The following is a 22,215-nucleotide window of genomic DNA, read 5'->3' as shown; positions in this document are numbered from 1 at the left end:
GCGAGCCCTAGACGTTCCACTCGATCCAGCCGACGCCGCTGCGGCCGTCCGACGCGCGCAGGCGCGCCCACGCGCGCGGGAACAGCGCGACGCGGCCGTCGTCGGCTTCGAGGCGAAGCGGGCCGTGGGCCACGGGCTCGAACGTCACGTCGACGTCGCCGAAGCGCTGCGTCGTCGGTCCGCCGAGGCCGTCGGGCCGCATCTGCTCCTCGGCCGGCGCGCCGCTCAGCTCGCTGACCTCGCCGTCGGGCGGCTGGACGTAGCCGGTGCCCATCCGCGGCGTGTTCGGGATGCGCAGGTCGACCCCGTGGACGTGGGTGCCGTCGTCGAGGTGCCCGGCGCTCCAGATCCAGTTCATCGACCACCAGTCGCGCACGCCCCACGAGTGGTCGCGTTGGCCGGCGGCACCGCGCAGCTGGAACGTCTCGTCGCCGACGCGCAGCGTCCCGCTCACCTCGCACGGGAGCTCGTACCGCGTCGCGAGGCGGTAGCGGAACGGCCGGCCGGCGGTGGTCCAGACGAGGTCGAGCTCGGCGTCGACGGGCTCGCCGGACTCGCCGCGCAGCAGCGCGGCCGGGTCGCCGAAGCGCTCGCCGCGACCGCGGACGGTGACGCGGTAGCGCTCGAGCGGCGCCTCGCAGACCTGCCTGCTCTCGAAGGCCTCGGTGCGGACGACCAGGTCATCGTCCGGCAGCGGCGCGGCGAAGTCGACGAGCGCGACCGTCGGGCGATCCGGGCCGCAGATCAGCGTGGTGCTCCACGACGTGCCGCGCGCGGGGTCGAGCCCGAGGCGGAAGTACGCGCCGATCCCCTGCTCGGGGTCGGCGACGTCGAAGTACCAGCTCTCGTTCCACAGCGGCTCGCCGCCCGGCTCGTGCGGCGCCTCGTCGGCGGGCTCCGGCGACAGCGCTTCCGGAGCGGACGGCTCGGGCAGCGTCGCGAGCGCGTCGAGGTCGAGCACCTGCTGGCAGTGGCGCGCGAAGACGGTCATGAACATGTCGTCGCCGCGCTCGGTCTGCTGCACGAGCATCGGCGAGACGATCGCCATCATCACCCCGAAGAAGCTTTGGCGGCGCACGCCGTCGAGCAGCTGCTCGCGCGTCATCGGCGCGTCCGGACCGAGCGCCTCGAGGTAGGCATCGAGCAGCTCGTCCGCGTGCGCCCGGCGGTCGTCGACCGTGAGCGCGCAGCCGAGGAAGTAGGCGACGTCCGTGGCGGCCGGGCCCCACCCCACCGTCTGCCAGTCGACGACGGTGAGCGGCCGGTCGGCGCCCTCGCGGCCGAACAGCAGGTTGTCGAGCCGGTAGTCGCCGTGCACGAGCCCCCGCGCGAACGACGGGTCGTCGAGCTGCGCGGCCGCCCAGCCGTCGAACGAGGCGACGAAGCGGTGCGCGACGGCGAGGTGCGCGTCCTCGAGCCGCGCGCGGTAGCGCCCGACGAACCCGGCGAGGAGCTGCTCGACGATGGTCTGGTCGAGCGGCGAGTCGCGGTTGAGCCACGCCGCCGCCTCGAGCCGGTCGTCGCACAGCACCGGGCCGTGCAGCCGCCCCAGCTCGGCCAGCGCCTGGCGCGCCTCCTCGACGGAGCAGCCGGCGACCTCGTCGCCCTGCACCGCCGGGCCGGCGTCGCCGAGGACGAGCGAGAACGCGCCCGTCGCCGGGTCGAACGCCCCGTGATGGCACGGGGCGAGCGGGCCGCCGATCTGCGGGGCCACCTCGAGGTAGAACCGCACCTCGCGCTCGTAGAGCCCGAGCGCCAGCCCGGTCTGCCGGCTCGTCTGGTCCTGCGCGGCGATCTTCAGCACGACGGTCGCCGGCCCGGCCGCGTCGTCGCCGGCGTACGTGATCGCGAGCCGGTGGTTCTCGCTCATCTGGCCGGTGCCGATCTGCTCGGTCCCGATCGATGCGATCCGGCCGCAACCGAGCACGTCCTGCAGCCAGTCCGGAGTGACGTCCTCGGGGCGCTCGATGGGGGTGCTCGTCACCGGCGCGAAGGTACGGGATCTCGGTCCTCGAGGACGTCCGGCCGCAGCAGCTCCACGACGCCGACGACGATGAACGCGACGAGCGCGAGCACGCCGACCGCGAGGAGCACGCCGTCGCCGAGGAACATCAGCGGCGCGCCGACGGCGAACAGCGCCACCGCGAGGGCCGCCCGCGGTCGCGAGCCGGCGACGCGGTGCTGCGGCGGTCGTTCCGCCGCCGCCGACCAAGTCTCATCGAACTCGCCCTTCAGGACGAGCCCGAAGAGCAGCACGAGCGACGGCACGAGCACGGCGAGGCCCACTGCGGTCGAGATCAGCAGCGCCACGAGCGTGGCGTCGCTCGCCGCGGCCTCGCGGACCGTGAGCCCCGGCAGGATGTCCGGCTGCTGGGCGATGCCCCAACCGGCGACGATGGCCGCGACCGCCAGTGCGGCCGAGGCGCGCGCGGGGCCGAAGTGCATCGTGCGGACCAGCGCCAGCGTCGCCGCTCCCCCGAGCGCGGACACGATCACGGCGACGAGGCCCGCGCCGCTCGTCAGGTCGTCGAAGAGCTCGCGCGCATCGGCCCGGACCACAAGCAGGCCGGCGATCGCGAGCGCGCCCGCCACCACGCCCATCAGCAGCGCCCGGCGCCGGAACTCCCGGGCCAGCTCCGCCTCGCCCGACCTGGTCGCGTCGCCGGCGAGGTAGACCGCGGCGAGGTACCCGGAGATCGCCACCGCCAGGGCCCCGACCATGATCGAGAGCGGGTTCAGCCAGCTCGTGACCAGGTCGCCCTCCGCGTTGCCGACCGGGACCCGTCCCGACGCGATCCCGCCGATCGCCGCGCCCAGCGCGAACGGGGTGAGGACCGACGACGCCCCGAAGACGAACCCGATGACGCCCTCCGACTCGCGGCCCGGGGGCGCCCCGCTGCGCAGCGCGTACGTCGTCCCGCGCAGGATGATGCCGATGGCCGCGACGAGCAGCGCGATCGCGAGCGTCGACGCGATCGAGCCGAAGGCGGTCGGATAGGCCGTCCACGTCACGACGAGGACGAAGATGAGCCACACGTGGTTGGCCTCCCACACGGGCGCCATCGCGTGGTAGGTGAAGTCGCGGACCGGCCTCCCCTTCGCCCCCGGCCCGGCCAGCAAGTACCAGAGCCCGGCCCCGAAGTCGGCGCCCGCGAACACGACGTACGCCGCGATCCCGGCGAGGATCAGGATGGCGGGGACGTCAGCGAGGTCCATGGGTCTCCAGGATCGGAGGCGGTTGCGCGGCGGCATCGAGCGGCCGGCTCTGCAGCCGCACGAGGATCCATGCGACGGCGCACGCGACCACGGCGTAGACGACGACCAGCGTCGCGTAGCCGACGGGGATCCCGCCCGCGCCGGTGACGGCGTCGGATGTGCGCATCACGCCGTAGACGACCCACGGCTGGCGGCCGACCTCGGTCGTCACCCAGCCGCAGACGAGCGCCACGACAGACAGCGGCCCGGCGGCCACGATCGCTCGGAGGAACCAGCGCGACTCGACGAACCGGCGCCGCCGGAACCACGTCACGAGATGGACCACGCCGAGCAGCGCGAGCAGCGTCCCGATGCCGACCATCGTCTGGAACGCGATGCGCACCACGTTGACCGGCGGGCGGTCGCGCGCCGCCACGGCGTCGAGGCCGCGGATCGTCGCGTTCGGGTCGTGCTTGGCCAGCAGCGACAGGCCCCTCGGGACCGGGATCCCGTACTTCACCTCGCCGTCCTCGTACCAGCCGAGGACGTGGAGGTCGGCGCCCTTCGTCGTCGCGCCGAGGCCCTCGATCGCCGCGAGCTTCGTCGGCTGATCCTCGGTGACGCGCCGGGCGATCCAGTCGCCGACCAGCAGCTGCACCGGCGCGGCGAGCGCGGCGATGGTCAGGGGGACCGCCAGCGCGATCCGCTCGTACCGCCCGCGCCTGCCCTTCAGCCAGCCCCACGCGTACGCCGACGCCACGAGGAAGCCGGCGACGATGAACCCGGCGATGTACATGTGCGTCAGCTCGGGCCACAGGTGGCCGTTGCCGAAGAGCGCCTTCCACGGATGGACGTCGGTGACCTCGCCGTCGACGAGCCGGAAGCCGCCCGGGTGGTTCATCCACGCGTTGACGGAGATGACGAAGAGCGAGCCGGTCAGCCCCGCCAGCACCACCGGCACCCCGCACAGCAGGTGCTTGCGCGGCGACAGGCGGTCCCAGCTGTAGACGTAGATCGCGATGAAGATCGCCTCGAGGAAGAACGAGAAGCCCTCCAGGCCGAAGGCGAGCCCGAAGACCGAGCCGAACGTCGCCATGAAGTTGGGCCACAGCAGGCCCATCTCGAACGACAGGATCGTCCCGGTCACGACGCCCACGGCGAAGAGCGCGATCATCACCTTCGACCAGCGCTTGGCCAGCACCCGGTAGACCTCGTCGCCGGTGCGCAGGTAGAGCGACTCCACGAGCAGGACCATGCTCGGGAACGCGATCCCGAAGCAGACGAGCGGGATGTGGACCGCGAACGAGAGCGCCTGCATCTGACGCGCCTCGGAGAGGTGCTCCTGCTCGATCGGCGCAAGCGCCGCCCAGAGCGTGCTCACACGGCGATGCTACGTGTCTTCGTAGCGCCTGTCGCGCCGGGATGTCGCTTCCTCGCGCTCCAGCGCGGCCTGATCGCGCCGGGCGGCCGATTGCCGGCGCTGCTCGCCTTGCCGAAGCCGGTGCTGCCGCTCGATCTCGCGCATCTCGGCCGTCCCCTCGCGCTCGTCGGCGTCACGCTCGCGGACGTCGGCGTCCTCCTCGCGCAGGTCCGCGTCCTGCTCGCGTTCGTCCGCGTGCTGATCGCGGGCGTCGGCCGCGCTCTCGCGGCGCGTCATCGTGCTCTCCCGCGCCTCGAGGTCCGACTCCCGCATCTCGGCCGCGATCTCGTGCGACTCGAGGTCGGCCGATCGCTCGTCGTGCTCGCTGCGTCCCGGCGCGAGCCTCGTGCCCGCCGCCCCCTCGCCCGGCCGCTCGGCTGCGATCAGGTCCGCCCACCTGCGCTCGATCACCGCGCCGGCACGCTCGTGCACTGCCGCATCGCGGTGCAGGCCGGCGCGGTCCGCGTTGCCGAGCTCCTGCCAGAACGCCGCCGCGTCGTCGTGCGTTACCGCTGCCCTGTCGTGACGGGCCGCTGCCTCCTCATGACGACTGACCGATCCGGCCATCCGTGAAGCATCTCGCATCTCGGCGCGCAGTTCGACTTGACGCGCGCTTGACCGCCGATCACGTCTTGGGAGAGGATCGACGCAGGCCATGCCATGACGTCTCGAAGGAGGGACTGCGCCATGGACGAACGCAAGCTGAAGGGCATCCCGCTGTTCGCCGACCTCGGTGGCAAGGATCTCCGCCGGCTGTCGTCGGTCACGGATGAGATCGACGTGCCGGCGGGCAAGGAGCTCCTGCACCAGGGCGCGTTCGCCTACGAGTTCATGGTCATCGAGGACGGCAGCGCCGAAGTCACGCGGGACGGCGAGCACGTCGCCGACCTCGGCCCCGGCGACTTCCTCGGCGAGATCGCGGCGCTCGAACGCGGCAAGCGCAACGCGACGGTCACCGCGACGTCGCCGATGTGCCTCGCGGTGATGACCGCGCGCGACCTCCGGGCGGTCGCCTCGGCGATCCCTGCCGTGGACGAGCGGCTCAAGGCCACGGCGGCCGAGCGCCACCCGCTTTCCGAGCCCGTGTAGCCCACGTCACACTCATACCCGGTTGGGGTATCTATCGTTCCGGTCATGACCTACACCGCAGCCGACATCCAGAGCGAGCTGCACCAGCTGTACCTGGAACGCGCGCTCGCCGATTCGCAAGGCCTCACGGACAACGTCCCCTACATGGCCGACCTCGAGACCGACATCGCCGCGCACCGCGCCGCGTACATCGGCGCCGCGGTCACCGAGATCGCGACCCTCCGCGCCGAGCTCTCCGGCCCGCTTCAGGGCTAGCCGCCCGCGGGGGCGACGGTCTCAGCGGTCGCTCGACGGGTCGACGAGGTACTTCGCGCCGGTGCTCCGCCGCGCGAAGACGCCGAGGTTGGCGGGGTCGAGCACCCCGGACAGGCCGATCGTCTCGGCGAACGACGACGCGAACGTCGTCTTCGCCTCGGCCACGACGCGCGCCCGCATCCGCCCGATGGCCTCGCCGCCCAGCCGGCCGAGCGCGACCATCAGCAGGAACCCGCCGAGGCCCCACGTCAATCCGAAGTCGCGGTTGATGACGGTCGGCGAGAAGTCCAGCGAGCCGTAGATGTAGACCTGCTTGTAGGTCGTCGTGCCGTAGGGCGTGTAGCTCTCGAGCGGCGGCTGCGCGCGCTCCATCGCGCTGAGGATGTCGCCGGCCAGCGTCCCGCCGCCGACCGCGTCGAAGCCGAGCGTGGCGCCGGTCGCGCGGATCGCCTCGGTCAGCTGCTCGGCGAAGTCGGGCTGCGAGGAGTCGACCACGTGCTCGGCGCCGATGCCCTTGAGCAGCTCGACCTGCTCGGGCTTGCGCACGACGTTCACGAGCGGCACGCCGTCGGCGGCGCAGATCTTCACGAGCATCTGGCCGAGGTTCGACGCCGCGGCGGTGTGCACGAGCGCGGTGTGGCCCTCGGCCCGCATCGTCTCGACCATCGCGAGCGCGGTCAGCGGGTTGACGAACAGCGCCGCGCCCTCGGCGGCGCTGACGTCGTCGGGCAGCTCGACCACCGCGCCGGCGTCGGCCACGCGGTAGTCGGCCCACATCGACCCGCCGAACAGCGCAACGCGCTTGCCAACGAGCTCCGGCACGCCGGCCACCACGGTCCCGGCGCCCTCGTTGCCGACCGGCAGCGGCTTGTCGAGCCGGTCGCGGAACCGCGGCAGCAGCTCGGCGGGCACGCTGCCGACGAGGTCGTCGCCCTCGCGCGTCAACCCGTCCGGCCGCACGGGCCCGAGCAGGACGCCGAGGTCCGACGGGTTGATCGGCGACGCCTCCACCGCGACGAGCACCTGCCCCTCCCCGAGCTCGGGCAGCGGGCGCTCCTCGAGCGACAGCCGCAGCTCGCCGTCTGACGTGATCGTCGACCGCAGGCTGCGGCCGCTGGTGGGAGCGTCGGGAGGCGTCATGCGCAGGAGCTTCCCTGATCAGGACGCGACGCGAAGAAAATCGCACCGGCATGCTGCGGCGGGAGTAGTGTCGGCCAGTGTCCTGGATAGCACGCTGGATCGCTGTCCTGAGCGTGCTGGCGCTACCGGTCAGCACCGCGTATGCGGGCGAGGGAACCCCGGACCCCGGGTACGGCGTGCGGGGCGTCTCCGTGCTTCCGACCGGCAACGGGAACCAGTCCAGCGGCTCCGCGGTCGTCGCGCAGGGTGACAAGGCCGTCGTCGCCGGCGAGGCGCTCGACGACACCGGCGGGGGCGCGAAGCTACGCGCCGTTATCACCCGCACGAACGCCGACGGCACGCGCGACGCCGGGTTCGGCACCGGCGGCCAGACGCTCGTGACCGCCGGCACCGGCAACTCGCAGTTCAACGCCGTCACGCTCGCCCCGGACGGGAAGATCGTCGCCGTCGGCAGCTCCTTCGACGCCGGCACCTTCAAGATCCTCGTCGCTCGCTTCTCCGCCAACGGCACGCCCGACGGCACCTTCGGCGGCACGGGCGTCGTGCTGCTCGCCCGCGGCAACGGGGGCCTCGCGGCGGCCAACGCGGTGATCGTCGAGGCCGACGGCTCGGTCATCGTCGCCGGTGAGGCGCTCGACGGCGGGATCACCAAGATGGTCCGCGCCAAGCTCTCCTCCGGCGGGATCGACCAGCCTGCCTGGGGCGGGCTCACCGCGATCGGCGCCGACGGCCTGGCTCGCGCCAACGCGATCGGCCGGCTCGGCGACGGCAGCTACGTGCTCGCCGGGGACGCACGGGACGGCGACACCGTGCCGTTCCTCGCCCGCGTGAGCTCGTCGACCGGAGCGCTGACCGGCGGCTGGGGGAACCAGGGCAACGGAACGAGCCTGATCGCCGTCGACACGATCGGCGGGGCCTTCGGGCTGACGGTCAAGGGTGGCCAGATCGCCATCACCGGCGCGCTCGCCGACGTGGCGACGGAGCTGCTGGTCGCGGCGTTCAGCGCGGCCACCGGCGCGCTCGACGGCTCCTTCGGCACCGGCGGCATCTTCCACGCGCAGATCGGCGACGGCGGCACCTCGATCGGGCACGCGATCACGACGGACGGTGCGGGGCGGTTCCTCGTCGCGGGCGAGGCATCGCACGAGGTCGACGGCGCCTCCCGCTTCGGGTTCATGACCGCCAGGCTGACGTCCGGCGGCGCGCTTGACACCAGCTACGGCGGGTCCGGGGCACAGCCCGGCGCGGCGTTGGCCGACGCCCCCGGCGGCGCCGCCGCCCACGGCAACGGACTCGCGCTCGCCGCGGACGGAAAGGCGCTGCTCGCCGGACGCGTCGGCGACGGGCCGGGGGAGTCGCTGGCGACCGCGCGCTTCTGCACCGAGGACGCGCAGCCGTGCTTCAGCAACACCGGCGACGTCGCGCTCCCGCCGCCGAGCGATCTGGCGATGTCCGAGCAGTGCGGCAGTGCAAACGTCACCGGGACGGTGCCGCTGGACGTGAGCGGCGGATATGCCGGTCGCGTCACGGTGACGGTGACGTCGTCCGCGCCCGCGCTGTTCAGCGTCAGCCCGGCCAGCCAGAGGGTCGAGGCGAAGAACGACGGTCCGCTGTCCGTGAGCTACACGGTCACCCATCACGGCAACAAGGCCGACAGCGCGACGCTGACGATCGGCGTCCAGCCCGAGGGCCGCACCGCGTTCACGCGCACGCTGACCGTCCGCAACACCGTGCTCAACGTCACCGCCATCAGCACGACGACGGCGACGACGCCGCGTGACCTCAAGCCGGGTTCACCGATCACGCTGACCGTCCCGGGGATCGACATCTGCGGGACGCCGGGCTACGCGGGCGCGGGGCCACCGATGGTGCGCGTCGGCAACGACCGCGCGGTCGTGCCCGGGACGCGCGGGGCTGACTCGGTCACCATCACGACGCCGCGCCTGGCCACCACCGGCACCGTCGAGCTCGCGACGCTCGACGCCACGGGCATCGTCTCGCGCGCGGGCGCACCGCAGCAGGTCATGGTCGACACCTACCGGAACACGATGGGCTTCGCGTTCCGCAACTTCGACGCCGAGGTCAGCTTCGACGACATGAGGCGCGCCTTCGGCGACGAGGACATCTTCCTCTGCATCCCGGTGCCGTTCGTCGGCTGCGTGCCGTCCGGCGTCCCGGATCCGTGGGCCGTGACGGTCTGGACGGTCCTGCAGTTCAACAACGGCGCGTGCTTCGGGTTCTCCTGGGAGAGCGAGTGGATGCGCAAGGGCCGGATCTCCCCGGCGGACTTCGCCGCGAACGCGACGAACCCGTTCACGATCGGCGGCCAGCCGCAGAAGGGCGACGTCGGGGACGTGCGCGCGCAGGGCATCACCGACGAGATCGAGGCTGCCTGGGCACGCCAGTTCTCAGAGGACTACATGGCCTTCTACCGCCGCCAGATGCTCTTCAACCTCGTCGCGCAGACGCCGTCGAGCCTGCGCTCCACCATCGAGGACATGCTGCGCAGCGGGGACCACCCGCTGCTCTCGATCCGCGACGGCGGGACGATCGACGGCCTGCATGTGGTGACCGCCTACGACGTCGAGACCGATCCCAACGAGGCGGGCGCGTACTTCATCTACGTGTACGACAGCAACGCGCCGTTCAACCCCACTGACGCGAACGCGAACGGCAACTTCAACTCCGACCGGCTCGCGGGGACGAACCACACGAACAACGGAGCGATCGACAGCCGGATCCACGTGCACGCGGACGGCAGCTGGCAGCTGCCCAGCTCGAGCTTCGGCGGCAAGCAGGTCGCCAACATCATCGCCGGCCAGTGGGACCTCCCGACCGAGGACGCGGAGATCATCAGCCCGGTGTCGGGCGTGGCGACTGTCGCGAGCCTGTTCATCGCATGGGCCGGCGAGGGCGTCGCGAACCTCCGGGCGGTCGCGGCTCAGAACGCCGCGGCCAAGACGCCGTCGACGGTCACGCAGATCACGGCGGGCAAGCGCAAGCTCTACAGCGCGCCGGGGGTCGTCAACACCGACCCGGCGACCAAGCTCGACATCGTGCCGTGGACGCTCGCGACCGGCGGACCGGCCCCCGTCGATGGCCAGTTCATCCCCGGCAACACGCCGTACCGGGTGGACATGCGCGGCGACCGCAACGCCGCGCAGACCCAGGTCGTCTTCGGGCGCAACACGGTCTCCAGGATCACCGCGCCGGTCGAGCGCGGCGAGACGAACACGGTCGCGGTGGCGCCCAAGCAGAACTCCGTCTCCGTCGACCCCTCGAAGGCTTCGGCGAAGGTCACGGTCGAGATGTCCGGCAAGACGGGCAACGGCGGATGGCGGACCGCGTCGCTGGCGACGACGACCAAGGGCAGGGACGGCCTGCGCTTCATCCGCGGCAGCCAGTCCTTCGTCATCGATCACCGCGGGCCCGCGGCGACGGTGAAGCTGACGCTCTCCTCCACGGACAAGGCCGCGCTCCCGCAGGAGGCGACCGCGACGCTCAAGGCGGGACGTAACCAGAAGCTGACGCTGAAGCCGGCCTCGTGGCGCAAGCTCGGCGGCGGGCGGCTCGTCGTCCGGACAGGCGGCAAGACGCGCCGCGTCAAGCTCCGCGCGTCCGCCGCGACGAAGCTCCGGATGGGCAGGCCGACCACGCGCGTGAAGGGCAAGAGGCGGACGGCGCGCGTCGCGATCACGGTCCCGAGGGACACGGCGAGCGGCGCGGCGAGGGTCACCTACGTCGTGCGCCGCGGCAAGCGCCGCATCGCGAACGGCACGGTCTCGGCCGGCAAGCCGGGACGACGGACGGTGACGATCAGGCTGTCGGCCAAGGCGCGGCGCAACGACACCCTGACGGTGATCGGCACGGCGCTGCGCAAGCGCGGCACGCGCTTCACCGTCGCCACGGCGACGAGGACCGCCCGCGTCCGATGAGGTGGGCGCTCGCCATCCTCGCGGCGGCCGTCCTGCTGCCGGCCACCACCGCGTCGGCGGCGGAGTTCGTCGAGGGCACCGCCGGGGTCCCCCAGCCGCTCGTCACGTTCCCCAAGCCCGCGCCCGCCCAAGCGACGATCACGTGGGGCGACGGCTCGCCCGCGGACACGACGACCGTCGACCAGGCGCCGGACGGGACGGGCTCGGTCTCCGGCGCGCACGCGTACGCCAAGCACGGCAGCTACACGGTCACGGTCGCGGATGCGGCGAACGCCGCGACGTCGAGGACGACGTTCGCCACGGTCACCGACGCCCCGATCACGGCCGAAGGGACGGTCAACCCGACCACCGCCGCCGCCGGCGGCGTCACCCTCGCGACGATCTCCGACGCCAACCCGAGTGGCGTTCCCGAGAGCCTGAGAGCGACAGTCGACTGGGGCGACGGCACCACGAGCGACGCGACGATCGTCAGCGCCGGGTCGGCGGGGCGCTACCTCGTCCAGGGCAGCCACGCCTACCCGGACGGCGGCAGCTACCCGGCGACCATCACGATCTCCAGCAACGACGGCGGCACGGCGCAGGCGACCACCGAGTCCCGCTTCGACGGCGTCGCCGAGCCGGTCGCGCCCGTGACGCAGGGAAGGATCCTCGACCTGGGCGTGGCCGCGTTGGGCGGGCGGCCCTCCATCGCCGTCGACGATGCGGGGACCGCGTACGTCGTGTGGACGACCAGCAGCCACGGCAGGGACGCGATCGCGTTCTGCCGGGTGCCGCGCGGAGGCAACGGGTGTGCCCTCAAGCGGACGCTGCACTACGCGCCGTTCGCGTCGACGACGACGATCCTGCTCGGGCCGTCGGGCAAGCTCTACATCGTCGCCGCCCACGCCCTCACGGGCCGCGGCGGGACGATCGTCCTCACCTCCTCCGACAACGGCCAGACCTGGTCGCCGGAGCGCTACGACGTGAACGTCGGCGTCTTCCAGTCCGCAGTGAGCAGCGCCGCGCTGTCCCGGGACGAGCGCGCGATGTACATCACCTACGGCCCGTGGTTCAACCTGTCCAACGCACCGCTGCAGGGGATCGCCCGCCTGGATCTGACCTCCGACGCCGTGCCGTGGATCGGTGACGAGTCCTTCCAGCGCCGCGTCGTCGTCGGCGCTGCGGTCCTGCCCGACGGGCGCGGGGTCGCGCTTGCCAACCGCCATCCGGACGTCACCGATGGACCGCTCGTCGCCCTGCGGGTCGTCGGCGATCCCGCCAACCAGACCACCGACCAGCCGTGGACGCCTGTCAACGCCGCCAGCGCGCGGAAGGTCGCCACCTCGCGGAGCGTCGCAAGCATCCTCGACTGCTCGCCGGTGAGGGTCGACCCGTTCGGCACGCGGCTCGGCGCCGTCCCGCTGCGCGGGCTGCAGGGCGGGACCGTGCGCGCGTTCGGGTTCCTCCATGCCGACAACAGCGACTGCGCCGACGCCGATCTCAGCTACGACGCCGCCGGCGGGCGTCACGTCACGTACGTCGCGAGCGCCGACGGCTGCCCCTACGGCGACGACGTGTCCCCCGGCCTGGACGACAACGGCAACAAGCGCTTCTGCATCGTCTACCGCGCGGCGAAGCCCGGCGGCGACTTCCGGCCCAAGACGATGCTCGCCCAGATCGACCCCGAGTCGAAGGTCGGGGGCGTCGCGCTCGGCTTCCCGCAGGCTCCGCGCGTCGGCGCCGGCCGCGACGGCCAGGGCTGGGTGGTCTGGCACAGCTTCGGCGACGCCCACATCCGGATGATCCCGACCCGCGACGACACCGAGCGCACGGTCACGACGAAGCACACGGTCAGCCTCAAGCCGTCGCCCAACGGCGAGTGCACGAACACGAACACGCTGAAGGTGTCGGCGACGGTCGGCGGTCCGGCGAGCGGCCGGCCGAAGATCGTGAGCGTCGCCTGGAAGACGACCCGTGGCGTCCTGCCGAGGAAGCAGACCGACAAGTCGGCGCCCTTCTCGATCACCGCGAAGACCGATCCGCGGATCATGGGGAACATCGGCTCGACCGGCGTCGTGATCTTCGGCTCGATCCTGCAGGCGAAGGTCCGCTACCGCGTCGGGTCGGGCGCGGTGAAGACGAAGCGGCTCCAGCTGCCGCTGACGTACTTCTGCTCGATCAAGTGGGACAGGGTCGAGGAGCTGTACGAGCCCAAGCGGAACGGCTGATCCCGCGACGTGACCGATCGCAAGGTGGTTCTCAAGATGGTGCTGTCCCTCGACGGCTTCGCGACGAGCCCCGATGGGACTCATGAGTGGATGTTCGAGTTCTTCGGCGAGGACTCGGCTGAGTGGAACCGTCGTGCGCTCGATGCGGCCGGCGTTCACGCGATGGGGCGCCGGAGCTACGAGATCATGGGGCCGCACTGGACGGCGTCGGAAGGGCCGATCGCGACCTCGATGAACGAGAAGCCCAAGGCTGTCTTCTCCCGGACCCTGGAGAAGGCGGAGTGAGGACCGGCCGAGATCTTCGGCGGGGATCTGAGCCAGGCGATCGCGGACCTGAAGGCTCGGGACGACGAAGGGACCGTCCTGGTCCACGGGGGCCCCACGTTCGCCACGTCGCTGACCCGCCTGAACCTCGTCGACGAGTACCAACTGACCACGGTTCCGATCGCGATCGGCGCGGGCCGTAGCCCGTTCGCCGACCTGGGAGAGCATCTGAGGCTGGACGTCGTCGAGGAGGCGCGCTTCCAGAGCGGGGCACTCGCCCGGATCCTCGTGCCCCGGCGACCGAGCTAGCCTTTCCGGGCGAGGTCGCGCGTCCGCCGGCCGGAAACTGCGCTCAGCGCGTCGCCGCCGTGCCCCCGGGACGGCGGTGCGCTTGCGCGACCTGGAGGTCAACCTTGGCTGGCAAGAACAAGACGACGTTCGCGAAGCTGAACCGCGAGGCGAAGGTGCGCGAGAAGCGCCAGGCGAGGAACCTCCGCAAGGAGCAGCGTCAACGCGACCGCGAAGCCGGCATCGAGATCGAGCACCAAGTCGAGGACCTGAGTCATCTCGACGTGGATGTCGTCGAGGGCGTCCTGCCCGACGTCACCGTCAAGCAGTAGCGCACCAGCGACCGGCAGCGCACGCTGCCGCTTCGTGCGAGAAGCGCTACGGCCAGCGCCGATTGACCACAGCGGAGGACGGGCGTAGGCTCGCCCGTGACGGCACCCGCAGGAGGTTGGGATGGCGATGGCGTCGGCTGACGAGGTCACCTTGCGCGAGGCCGGACCCGCTGACGCTGGGAGGTGCGCCGAGATCGTCTTCGAGGCCTTCGGCGCCATCGATGACCATCACCGCTTCCAACGCGACTTCCCGGCGGTTGAGGCGGCCGCCGGGCTGGTGGACATGTTCATCGCCCATCCGCAGATCTGGGGCGTCCTCGCGGAAGTCGACGGCGAGATCGTCGGCTCGAATTTCCTCGATGAGCGCAGCCCGATCCGCGGCGTCGGCCCGATCACGGTGGCTCCCGAAGGACAGGACTCCGGGGTCGGGCGCCAGCTCATGGAGGCCGTGCTCGAGCGCGGAAAGGGAGCCCCCGGCATCCGCCTCCTTCAAGACGCCTTCCACATGCGCTCACTCGCGCTCTACGAGGTCCTTGGCTTCGATGTGAAGGAACCCGTCGCCGTCGTCGCCGGCAGCCCGCGCGGCGGTGGCGCCTCGGACCATGAGATCCGTCCGCTCGAAGACGACGATCTCGGCGCCTGCGGAGAGCTCTGCCGCGCGGTGCACGGCTATGAGCGCACGAACGAGCTTCGCGACGCGAAGCAGGCGTTCGCGCCGTTCGTAGCTCTTCGGGACAGCCGCATCGTCGCCTATGCCTCCGCGGTCAGCTTCTGGCCGATGAACCACGGGGTCGCGGAGACCGCAGCTGACCTGGAGGCGCTGTTGGTCGGCGCAGCGGCGTCGATCGACGATCCACTCGCGTTCCTGGTCCCATTGCGCTCCGAGCTCTTCCGGTGGTCGCTCCAACAGGGGCTGAGGCTGATCAAGCCGATGAACGTCATGGCGCTCGGGGACTACCGAGAACCGCAGGGCGCCTGGTTCCCGTCAGTCGTTTACTGATCGCGCGATCGTGCCGGGGACTTCGGCTCCGCGTCCTGATTCAGCCTGAGGAAGTAGCCCTTTGAACAAGAAGCGGTAGCTGAGCTCGGTCGCGGCGACGGCGCCGCCCCCGCGCTCCGAGGGTCGGAGTACCCGATCTGGTGTTTATCGTACGCGGCGTCAGCGTCGCAGGTCCCCAGTCCTCCTAGCCGCGACATTCGCTGAGTTCGGAGCCGATTTGATCGAAGAAGAGGCCCGCAGGCGGCTCGCCAGCGCTCGAGTGGCGCGGCTGGCGACGTCAGATCCCGCGGGAGTCCCGCATCTGGTTCCGTTGGTGTTCGCAGTCGACGGAGACGTGATCTTCAGCGCGGTTGATCGGAAGCCCAAACGATCACAGAACCTGCGTCGTCTCAACAACGTGCGGCAGAACTCGCACGTCGCGCTGCTCGTTGACCACTACGAGGATGACTGGTCGCGTCTGTGGTGGGTGCGCGCGGACGGCCGGGCGCGCGTGCACGACGCGACGAGCGCGCCGGGGAGGCGAGGCATCGAGCTCTTGGTCGCTCGCTATGCGCAGTACCGTGCCGCCCCCCCAACGGGCCCGGTCCTCGAGGTCATCGTGACCCGATGGTCAGGCTGGGCTGCGACTTGAGGACCGAAGAGTCGCGCCGATCCGGCTCACGGCGGAGCCGCGGCGCACCCACACGGGCGCTCGAGCTGGTAGAACGGCGGGGCACGCGATGTACGTCTTGGTTCACGTCGACCGGTCGCAGGTCTCGCTCGAGGGTCCGGACAACTTCCGGGAGTTCAAGGTCGTGGTTGTCGGCTGTGCGCCGGATGATCCGCGCGTCGCCTCACTGCTGGCACCACTCGGGACGCCCGAGAGCCCGGGCCACGTGTTCTTGCGGCGCGATGCGATCACGGATCTCGCTGGGGCTCGCGCATCCACGGCAGAGTGGCGCGAGGGCTTCACGGCGATGCTCGAGTTCGCACGGGACCGTGGATGGATGGATGTGAGCGGGACCTCAGTTCGGGCGCACATCGAGAGCGCCTAGCCGTCACCGCCCACGTGCCGTCGCCGAGGCCTCGGCGTCGCCGGCCCTCGCGCTACTTCGCAGCGGTGACGGGGTGTCCCGCCGGTTCGCGCTGCACCGCATGCCGCGCCGCCGCGTATGCGAAGGCGATCGCAGGTCCCAGCGTGCTGCCACCGGAGAGGTACGCCTTGCCGGCGATCGACGCCACGCAGTTGCCGGCGCCGTACAGGCCGTCGATCACGCTCTCATCGTGCCGAAGAACGCGGCCGTGCGGGTCGATGCGCGGCCCGCCGTTGGTGTCGAGGATGTGACCGCACAGCATCACGCAGTAGTACGGCCCGGTCGAGGACAGAGGGTGCATCGTGGGGTTCCACTCGTTGCCCGGACGGGCCGGCCCCGTCCAGTCGCGCTCCGTCACGCGGCGGCCCCGGCCGAAGTCCTCGTCGCGGCCCACCCGCGCGAACCCGTTGAACCGCTCGATCGTCTCGGCGAGCCGATCAGCGAAGCCCGAGTCGAGACGCATCCCGTTCGTCAGCTCGTCGTACTGCGCGAGCCGATCTTCGATCGCGGCCGCCAGCTGCGGGAGCCCGGGCGCCTCGATGATCCACGGCTTGGGAGCGACGAAGGTGTCGAGGCAGAGCCACATCCGATGGTCAGTAGCGACGAACTCGTCGTAGACCATGAACAGCACGCGGTTCGGGAAGCTGCCGTCGGCGCCCGGCTCGAAGTGGACCCCGCCGCGCTCCTGGTACATCGCCTTCTCGTTGACGACTCGCTCGCCCCACCGGTCGACGATGATCATGCTGTCGCCGGTTGGGACGTTGATGCCGCCCTCCATGCACTCGCGCCCGCCCGCGGCCACCTTCTCGAGAACGTCCTGGTGGTACCACGCGTTCCCCATGTGCGCGAGATCGGCACCGGCGTCGCGCGCGAGGCGCACGAAGTCGCCGCGGGCGCTCGGCACGGCGCAGCTGCTGTAGAGCGGCGCGCGGAAGTGCTCCTCGAGCAGCTGCTCGTCGTGCGCGAAGCCGCCCGTCGCGAAGATGACCCCCCGCCGCGCCGCGAGCGGCACTGCGTCGCCCGAGGTGTTCTCTGCGACGACGCCGGACACGGCGCCGGCGCCGTCGACAACGAGCTCCCGCACGCGATGCTGCGTCAGCAACTCGATGCCGCGGTTCTCCGCTGCGGCCCACAGCTGCCGGATGAGCTCGTGCCCGGGTCCGCTCCCAGTCTTGGTCTTCGGCGCGACGTGCCGGTAGTACGCCGCGAGCGTGTCGTCGACGTCGGCGTGGTACGGCACCATCGCCGGGTACTGCTCCGTGAACGAGCGCAGCTCGCGCACGACGAGCGCGCCGCTGCGCTCGAGCTCCTCGAGCGCATCCGCAGCGTTGTCGTAGAAGGCGTTGAGCTGACCCCACTCCCAGGCGCCGAGCCCGTAGCGCTCGGCGTCCGGGTCGAAGACGTCGCCGTACCCCATCCGGCTGATGAACCGCAGGACCCCCTCGCGGTCGTCCGAGAGCCCGAGAGCTCGCATGACGTGGTTGTTCGGTACCCACAAGCCGCCGCCCGACTTCCACGTCGTCCCGCCGCCCTCCTCGGCAGCCTCGAGGATCACGACGGATCGCCCAGCGTCGTGCGCGAAGATCGCGGCGGCGAGGCCGGCGCAGCCCGCGCCGACGACGATGACGTCCCACTCGCACGCGGAAGCACGAGCGCTCCCGCGCGGCCGCGGCGCGGGCTCGCCCAGAAGGATGTCGTCGACCCACCAGGGAGCCGTCGCGGGATCATCGGCCACTGGCGATCAACTCCCGGCCAGACCGCGTGAGCCGGACGCCGCCGTCGTCCTCCCGGCTCAGAACCCCTGCGGCGACGGCGACATCGAAGTCTCGAACGAGACGGGCGCGAGCGGCGGGCGCGTCGCCGACGGTGGAGCCGCCGTCGCCGAGCCAGACGAGCAACTCGGCGAGGTGCCGGAAAGCGAGCGCGTCCTCGGCCGCCAGCGCCGGGTCGACGTCCCCGGCGAGCGCGCTCAGCCGCTCGCCCTGAACGTCGTCCGATCCGGAAGCGAGCGCCGCGGAGAAGTCAGCGGCGACGCGATCGCCGCGCGCGGTGACGCGTAGGCCGCCGTCCGTGCGCTCGATGAGCCCGGCGCGCTCGCCGGCAGCGAGATCCACCGAGCGCGTCTCGGTCAGGTCATCGCCGGCGCGCTCGTTGGAGATCCATCCGAGCGCGTCGTCGATGGCGCGCAGCCGCGTGAGCTCCGCCCGCTCCCGGAGCGCCGGCATCACGTCCTCCGAGAACTGCTCGAGGAAGCGGCGCTGGTCGCCGCCCGGCCCGTGCAGGACGAGCTCATCGAACCCGAGGTCCAGGTAGGTCGCGATGCGCTCGACGACGTCGTCAGGGTCGTCGGAGACGATGAACCGCGTATGGGCGCGGTCGGCGTTCGCATCGGCGGCGCGCTCCATCTCAAGGGCGTCTTCGATCCCCTCTTTCTGCTCGGGCGTCAAGGCCAGCGCAGCCCACCAGCGGCAGGCGTCGTAGGCGCGCGGGGCGTCGCGGTCGTAGGAGACCTTGATCTCGATCATCCGGCTGATGGCCGATGGGTCGCGGTGCACGGACCGCGCCCCCGCCTCGACCTCGCCGAGCAGGCCCGTGTAGAGCTCGGGGTCCTTTCCACTGGTGCAGATGAACCCCTCGCCGACCCGCCCGGCCAGCTTCGCCGCCAGCGGCCCCGAGGCCGCGACGTAGACCGGCACCGGCTGCTCAGGCCGGTCGTAGATCGTCGCCCGCGACACGCGGTAGTAGTCGCCGTCGAAGTCGACACGCTCCTGCGACCACAGCAGCTTGATCAACCTGATCGCCTCGGCGAGGCGGAGGCGGCGCTCCTTGCGCCCGGGGAACTCCACGCCCGTCGCGGGCGTCTCGTTCATCGCCTCGCCCGACCCGACGCCGAGGAAGACCCTCCCCGGACTGAGCGAGGCCAGCGTCGCGAACGACTGCGCGACCATCGATGGGTGGTAGCGGAGCGTCGGCGTGAGCACGCTGGTGCCGATCCGCGCCCGCTCGCTCGCCTGGCCGAGCGCCGCGAGCCACGGCATCGCGGCGGGTGCGTGGCCGCCGTGGTGACGCCACGGCTGGAAGTGATCAGAGACCGCGATGTCCTCCAGGCCGGACGCCTCCGCGGCGAGCGAGAACTCGAGCAGCTCGCGCGGGCCGAATTGCTCGGCAGACGCCTTGTAACCGATGCGGACCGACACGCAACCCTCCGTCAATTGGAGACGAATCGGAGACAGTGTGTCACTTCTCTGACGTATTGCGCAAGCGTTATTCGGATTGTAATGTCAGGGCGCACACGGATCCCATTTCACGGGGAGGACCGCATGACCGTCGACACCAGCCTCGAGTCGCGACGCATCCCGCCGACGCCGCCCGAGCTCTACGAGCCGCTGTTCGGAGAGGACGCGCCGGCTCATCTGCGTGCGTTCGCCTGGTCGCCGAAGCTGGCCATGGCCGTTGTCCAGTGGATGGAGGCGGTCTACACCTACAACAGCCTCGACCCGCGGCTCGTTGAGCTGATCAGGCTGCGTTCGTCGTTCCACAACCAGTGCCGGACGTGCATGGCGACCCGCAACCAGGACGTCGGCGTGACCGAAGAGGACGTCTGCTCGCTCGAGCGGCCGGAGGAGGCCGCAGACCTCACCGAGGCCGAGCGCGCAGCGCTCGCGTTCCTGGATCTCTTCGCGACGAACCATCACGCGATCACGGACGAGACGTACGCGCGCGTGCACGAGCACTTCACGCCCGCCCAGGTCATCGAGCTCGGTGTCCTCTGCGCGGGCACGAACGGAGTGGGCCGGCTGCTGTCGACGTTCGACATCGTCGAGAACCTCCCCGCGCGGTTCCAGGAGAACCGCGGCGAGCGGACGACCCCATGGGGCCAGGGCGACGTCATGGTGAACGACGCCAGAATGTCCGGCAAGGTCGTCCACGTCCCCGGTATCCATCGGGCGTGAGCGCCGGCGCCGGCAACGGCGCCCGGGTCCACGAGTCGATCTTCCGGACCTCCTTCAGTGAGGTCCGGAGGATCGCGCGTTCCCCGACCGCGATTGCGGCCTAACCATCTGCGAACCGATGCACATTGCGTCAACTTCTTGACTAAGGCGCCGGTTGCGGACGGTCCGTCTGCTAGATGTGTCATCCTCCTTTTCGACTGTGGGTCACGCAACTCCCCTACCAAGGAGATCACGACCCATGGACCGACAGCAGAACACGCATTCGACGCGCCCGCCGCTGCGAGAGCGCCAGCGCGAGCAGACTCGTCAGCTCCTCCTCGACGCAGCGCGCGAGGCGTTCGAGGAACGCGGCTACCACGTCACGATCGAGGAGATCGCCCGTCGCGCCGGCACCAGCCGTGGGACGTTCTACCTGTACTGGTCGAAGCGCAACGCGCTCGCCGCGCTGCTCGCCGAGCTGATCGACGATCAGGACGCCCCGCTCTTCGGCGGGATCAACGAGCAGACCCCGATCACGGTCGACAAGCTCGCGCGATGGATCGCCGCGACACTGGAGAAGTGGCAGCGACATCGGCTCCTCGCGCGCGCCTGGAGCGAGGGCGACCTCCAAGATCCCGAGATCAGCGCCATCACCGACGCGCACGCCGAGCGCAGGACGTCGCGGTTCGCGGAGATGATCTTGCGAGCGCGCGCGGCAGCCGGCCTGCCGCGCGATCTGGCGGACGCCCGTGCGCGAGCTTCGTTGATGCACCTGCAACTTCATGCGGTCGCGTCGCACGTGGCGGTCCGTGGAGCGGAGCTGGACCTGGATCGCACGGTCCGGGCCATGGCGGAGCAGTGGTACATGGCCATCCACGCCGATCACGGCGCTGGCGGCGCCCGCGAGCTGGCGGCTTAGAACGCGCTGGGCTCGGCGCCCGGGAGATCCATCAGATGGGCCACGGTCGAGTAGTGCATGTCCGTCGTGCACTCGCCGATCGCGCCCCCCACCGCATCTCGGAGGTACATCTCGATCCCGGCCTCCCGGAGGTAGCCGCGGCCGCCGTGCAGCATGACGCACTCCCTCGCGACGTCGATCGCCATCTCGCAGACGAACGTCTTGACCAAGTGGTCGAGGACGTTGTCGCGCCGGCCGGCGTCGACGAGCTGCGCCGCGTCGTAGAGCATGGAACGACCTGCCTCGATGTTCTGCTTCATACGCACGAGCTTGTGTTGGAGCGCCTGCATCTGCGCGAGCGGACGGCCTCCCGACGTGCGCTGGCGGAGGAACGCCTCGGTCTTCTCGAAGACGCCGTCCGCCAACCCGAGCGAGAACGCCGAGATGAAGTGCGTCGATGCGGCGGCCTCGCCCTCGACGCTGACCAGCTTGCGGTCCTTGACCACGAAGCTCATGTCGGTCGTGAGCTCATCCGGGACGCGGACGTCGTCGAGAACGATCCGCGCCCACGGGGCGCCGACGCCCATTTTCGGCAACGGCGTGCGTTCCACCCCGGGCTGATCCATGGCGATCCAGAAGATCCGCAGGTCGTCCTCGAAGATGCCGGCGACCCCGACGACGTCGGCGAAGATGGCCTGCGTCGCGTATGTGCGCTCGCCGCGGAGCACGTACTCGTCGCCATCGCGGACGGCGATCTCGGGGTGCTCGGCGTAGTTCGTGATCCCGACTGGATCCGTGAACGGCGCGGAAACGGTGATGGTGCCGGCCACCGCCCCCTCGAACCAGCGCTCGGTCGCCGCCGGGTTCATCAGCATGACCAGCGGGAAGAGCATCTGGTTCATGACGCTCAGCGCGACGGCGGGGCTCTCGCGCGAGATCTCCTCCACGACGATGACGCCGCCCATGGTGCCCATCTCGGCGCCGCCGAACGCCTTCGGGACCATCGCGCGCAGGAACCCCAGGTCGCCGGCGCGGCCGTTCATCTCGACGAGGAACGGCGCGTTCTCATGCGCCTCGAGCCGGCGGGGGCCGACGACGTCGCGCGCGAACTCCCGGACCTTCGCGCGCAGAGCCTCCTGCTCGCTCGTCAGCAACCTCGACATGCGGTCTCCTCTCGTGTCGTCGAC

At 71.1% G+C, this 22,215-nt stretch carries 17 protein-coding genes and 1 pseudogene; 10 read left to right on the top strand and 8 right to left on the bottom strand.

Annotated elements, in window-relative coordinates; genetic code table 11:
- Positions 1 to 7 precede the first annotated feature (7 nt).
- Genes AC1UE4_RS16045 through AC1UE4_RS16030 form a run of 4 tightly spaced genes read right to left on the bottom strand, consistent with a single transcriptional unit; the run spans position 8 to position 5,182 of the window.
- Entirely contained in the window at positions 8 to 1,984 is a 1,977-nt protein-coding gene (locus AC1UE4_RS16045) for a DUF7064 domain-containing protein (protein ID WP_482918310.1), read from the bottom strand.
- Positions 1,981 to 3,216: a cytochrome d ubiquinol oxidase subunit II gene (locus AC1UE4_RS16040; protein ID WP_482918309.1), complete on the bottom strand. Its 1,236-nt coding sequence runs from the start codon at positions 3,214 to 3,216 to the stop codon at positions 1,981 to 1,983. Before AC1UE4_RS16040 ends, AC1UE4_RS16045 begins: the two co-directional genes overlap by 4 nt.
- Complete coding sequence (locus AC1UE4_RS16035) at positions 3,203 to 4,576, bottom strand: cytochrome ubiquinol oxidase subunit I (protein WP_482918308.1); 1,374 nt, start codon at positions 4,574 to 4,576, stop codon at positions 3,203 to 3,205. Before AC1UE4_RS16035 ends, AC1UE4_RS16040 begins: the two co-directional genes overlap by 14 nt.
- 9 nt (positions 4,577 to 4,585) lie before the next feature.
- The gene (locus AC1UE4_RS16030; RefSeq protein ID WP_482918307.1) at positions 4,586 to 5,182 is read right to left on the bottom strand and encodes a hypothetical protein; all 597 of its coding nucleotides are present in this window, start codon (positions 5,180 to 5,182) and stop codon (positions 4,586 to 4,588) included.
- A 120-nt stretch (positions 5,183 to 5,302) separates the two neighbouring features.
- On the opposite strand from AC1UE4_RS16030, the gene AC1UE4_RS16025 reads away from it, so the two are divergent.
- The gene (locus AC1UE4_RS16025) at positions 5,303 to 5,704 is read left to right on the top strand and encodes a cyclic nucleotide-binding domain-containing protein (RefSeq protein ID WP_482918306.1); all 402 of its coding nucleotides are present in this window, start codon (positions 5,303 to 5,305) and stop codon (positions 5,702 to 5,704) included.
- A 45-nt stretch (positions 5,705 to 5,749) separates the two neighbouring features.
- Positions 5,750 to 5,959, top strand: coding sequence for a hypothetical protein (locus AC1UE4_RS16020; RefSeq protein WP_482918305.1), 210 nt, complete (start codon positions 5,750 to 5,752; stop codon positions 5,957 to 5,959).
- A gap of 21 nt (positions 5,960 to 5,980) precedes the next feature.
- Here AC1UE4_RS16020 and AC1UE4_RS16015 read toward each other — a convergent pair whose 3' ends face one another.
- Complete coding sequence (locus AC1UE4_RS16015; RefSeq protein WP_482918304.1) at positions 5,981 to 7,099, bottom strand: zinc-binding dehydrogenase; 1,119 nt, start codon at positions 7,097 to 7,099, stop codon at positions 5,981 to 5,983.
- Between the two features lie 77 nt (positions 7,100 to 7,176).
- Here AC1UE4_RS16015 and AC1UE4_RS16010 point away from each other — a divergent pair, with 77 nt between their 5' ends.
- From AC1UE4_RS16010 to AC1UE4_RS15985, 6 genes and pseudogenes are all read left to right on the top strand, one after another.
- A complete protein-coding gene (locus AC1UE4_RS16010) occupies positions 7,177 to 11,034 on the top strand; it encodes a hypothetical protein (protein ID WP_482918303.1) in 3,858 nt (1,285 codons plus the stop codon).
- Positions 11,031 to 13,241 carry a hypothetical protein gene (locus AC1UE4_RS16005; RefSeq protein WP_482918302.1) on the top strand — a complete coding sequence of 737 codons (2,211 nt, stop codon included), beginning with the start codon at positions 11,031 to 11,033 and terminating at the stop codon, positions 13,239 to 13,241. Before AC1UE4_RS16010 ends, AC1UE4_RS16005 begins: the two co-directional genes overlap by 4 nt.
- A 9-nt stretch (positions 13,242 to 13,250) precedes the next feature.
- A pseudogene (locus AC1UE4_RS16000) lies at positions 13,251 to 13,814 on the top strand (dihydrofolate reductase family protein).
- 104 nt (positions 13,815 to 13,918) lie between these two features.
- Positions 13,919 to 14,125: a hypothetical protein gene (locus tag AC1UE4_RS15995; RefSeq protein ID WP_482918301.1), complete on the top strand. Its 207-nt coding sequence runs from the start codon at positions 13,919 to 13,921 to the stop codon at positions 14,123 to 14,125.
- A 127-nt stretch (positions 14,126 to 14,252) separates the two neighbouring features.
- Positions 14,253 to 15,125, top strand: a complete 873-nt coding sequence (locus tag AC1UE4_RS15990; protein WP_482918300.1) for a GNAT family N-acetyltransferase — start codon at positions 14,253 to 14,255, stop codon at positions 15,123 to 15,125.
- 217 nt (positions 15,126 to 15,342) lie between these two features.
- The gene (locus AC1UE4_RS15985) at positions 15,343 to 15,756 is read left to right on the top strand and encodes a TIGR03668 family PPOX class F420-dependent oxidoreductase (RefSeq protein ID WP_482918299.1); all 414 of its coding nucleotides are present in this window, start codon (positions 15,343 to 15,345) and stop codon (positions 15,754 to 15,756) included.
- Positions 15,757 to 16,211: 455 nt separating this feature from the next.
- On the opposite strand, the gene AC1UE4_RS15980 is transcribed toward AC1UE4_RS15985, so the two are convergent.
- A complete protein-coding gene (locus AC1UE4_RS15980) occupies positions 16,212 to 17,933 on the bottom strand; it encodes an FAD-dependent oxidoreductase (protein WP_482918298.1) in 1,722 nt (573 codons plus the stop codon).
- Positions 17,923 to 19,395 carry a TIGR03557 family F420-dependent LLM class oxidoreductase gene (locus AC1UE4_RS15975; RefSeq protein WP_482918297.1) on the bottom strand — a complete coding sequence of 491 codons (1,473 nt, stop codon included), beginning with the start codon at positions 19,393 to 19,395 and terminating at the stop codon, positions 17,923 to 17,925. The genes AC1UE4_RS15980 and AC1UE4_RS15975 overlap by 11 nt, the downstream gene beginning before the upstream one ends.
- Before the next feature lie 123 nt (positions 19,396 to 19,518).
- Between AC1UE4_RS15975 and AC1UE4_RS15970 the strand changes: the two genes are divergently transcribed.
- Entirely contained in the window at positions 19,519 to 20,151 is a 633-nt protein-coding gene (locus AC1UE4_RS15970; RefSeq protein ID WP_482918296.1) for a carboxymuconolactone decarboxylase family protein, read from the top strand.
- 238 nt (positions 20,152 to 20,389) lie between these two features.
- Positions 20,390 to 21,049, top strand: a complete 660-nt coding sequence (locus AC1UE4_RS15965; RefSeq protein ID WP_482918295.1) for a TetR/AcrR family transcriptional regulator — start codon at positions 20,390 to 20,392, stop codon at positions 21,047 to 21,049.
- On the opposite strand, the gene AC1UE4_RS15960 is transcribed toward AC1UE4_RS15965, so the two are convergent.
- Complete coding sequence (locus tag AC1UE4_RS15960) at positions 21,046 to 22,191, bottom strand: acyl-CoA dehydrogenase family protein (RefSeq protein ID WP_482918294.1); 1,146 nt, start codon at positions 22,189 to 22,191, stop codon at positions 21,046 to 21,048. The two genes, AC1UE4_RS15965 and AC1UE4_RS15960, sit on opposite strands and share 4 nt — an antisense overlap.
- Between the last annotated feature and the right edge of the window lie 24 nt (positions 22,192 to 22,215).

It is taken from the genome of Parviterribacter kavangonensis, assembly GCF_056863335.1.
This window is presented reverse-complemented; position numbering and strand designations above follow the sequence as displayed.

Coding starts and splice junctions, on each gene's coding strand:
- AC1UE4_RS15960 (WP_482918294.1), bottom strand. CDS start 22,191: ATGTCGAGGTTGCTGACGAGCGAGCAGGAGGCTCTGCGCGCGAAGGTC.
- AC1UE4_RS16030 (WP_482918307.1), bottom strand. CDS start 5,182: ATGGCCGGATCGGTCAGTCGTCATGAGGAGGCAGCGGCCCGTCACGAC.
- AC1UE4_RS15970 (WP_482918296.1), top strand. CDS start 19,519: ATGACCGTCGACACCAGCCTCGAGTCGCGACGCATCCCGCCGACGCCG.
- AC1UE4_RS16005 (WP_482918302.1), top strand. CDS start 11,031: ATGAGGTGGGCGCTCGCCATCCTCGCGGCGGCCGTCCTGCTGCCGGCC.
- AC1UE4_RS15990 (WP_482918300.1), top strand. CDS start 14,253: ATGGCGTCGGCTGACGAGGTCACCTTGCGCGAGGCCGGACCCGCTGAC.
- AC1UE4_RS16015 (WP_482918304.1), bottom strand. CDS start 7,099: ATGACGCCTCCCGACGCTCCCACCAGCGGCCGCAGCCTGCGGTCGACG.
- AC1UE4_RS16025 (WP_482918306.1), top strand. CDS start 5,303: ATGGACGAACGCAAGCTGAAGGGCATCCCGCTGTTCGCCGACCTCGGT.
- AC1UE4_RS15965 (WP_482918295.1), top strand. CDS start 20,390: ATGGACCGACAGCAGAACACGCATTCGACGCGCCCGCCGCTGCGAGAG.
- AC1UE4_RS16020 (WP_482918305.1), top strand. CDS start 5,750: ATGACCTACACCGCAGCCGACATCCAGAGCGAGCTGCACCAGCTGTAC.
- AC1UE4_RS16040 (WP_482918309.1), bottom strand. CDS start 3,216: ATGGACCTCGCTGACGTCCCCGCCATCCTGATCCTCGCCGGGATCGCG.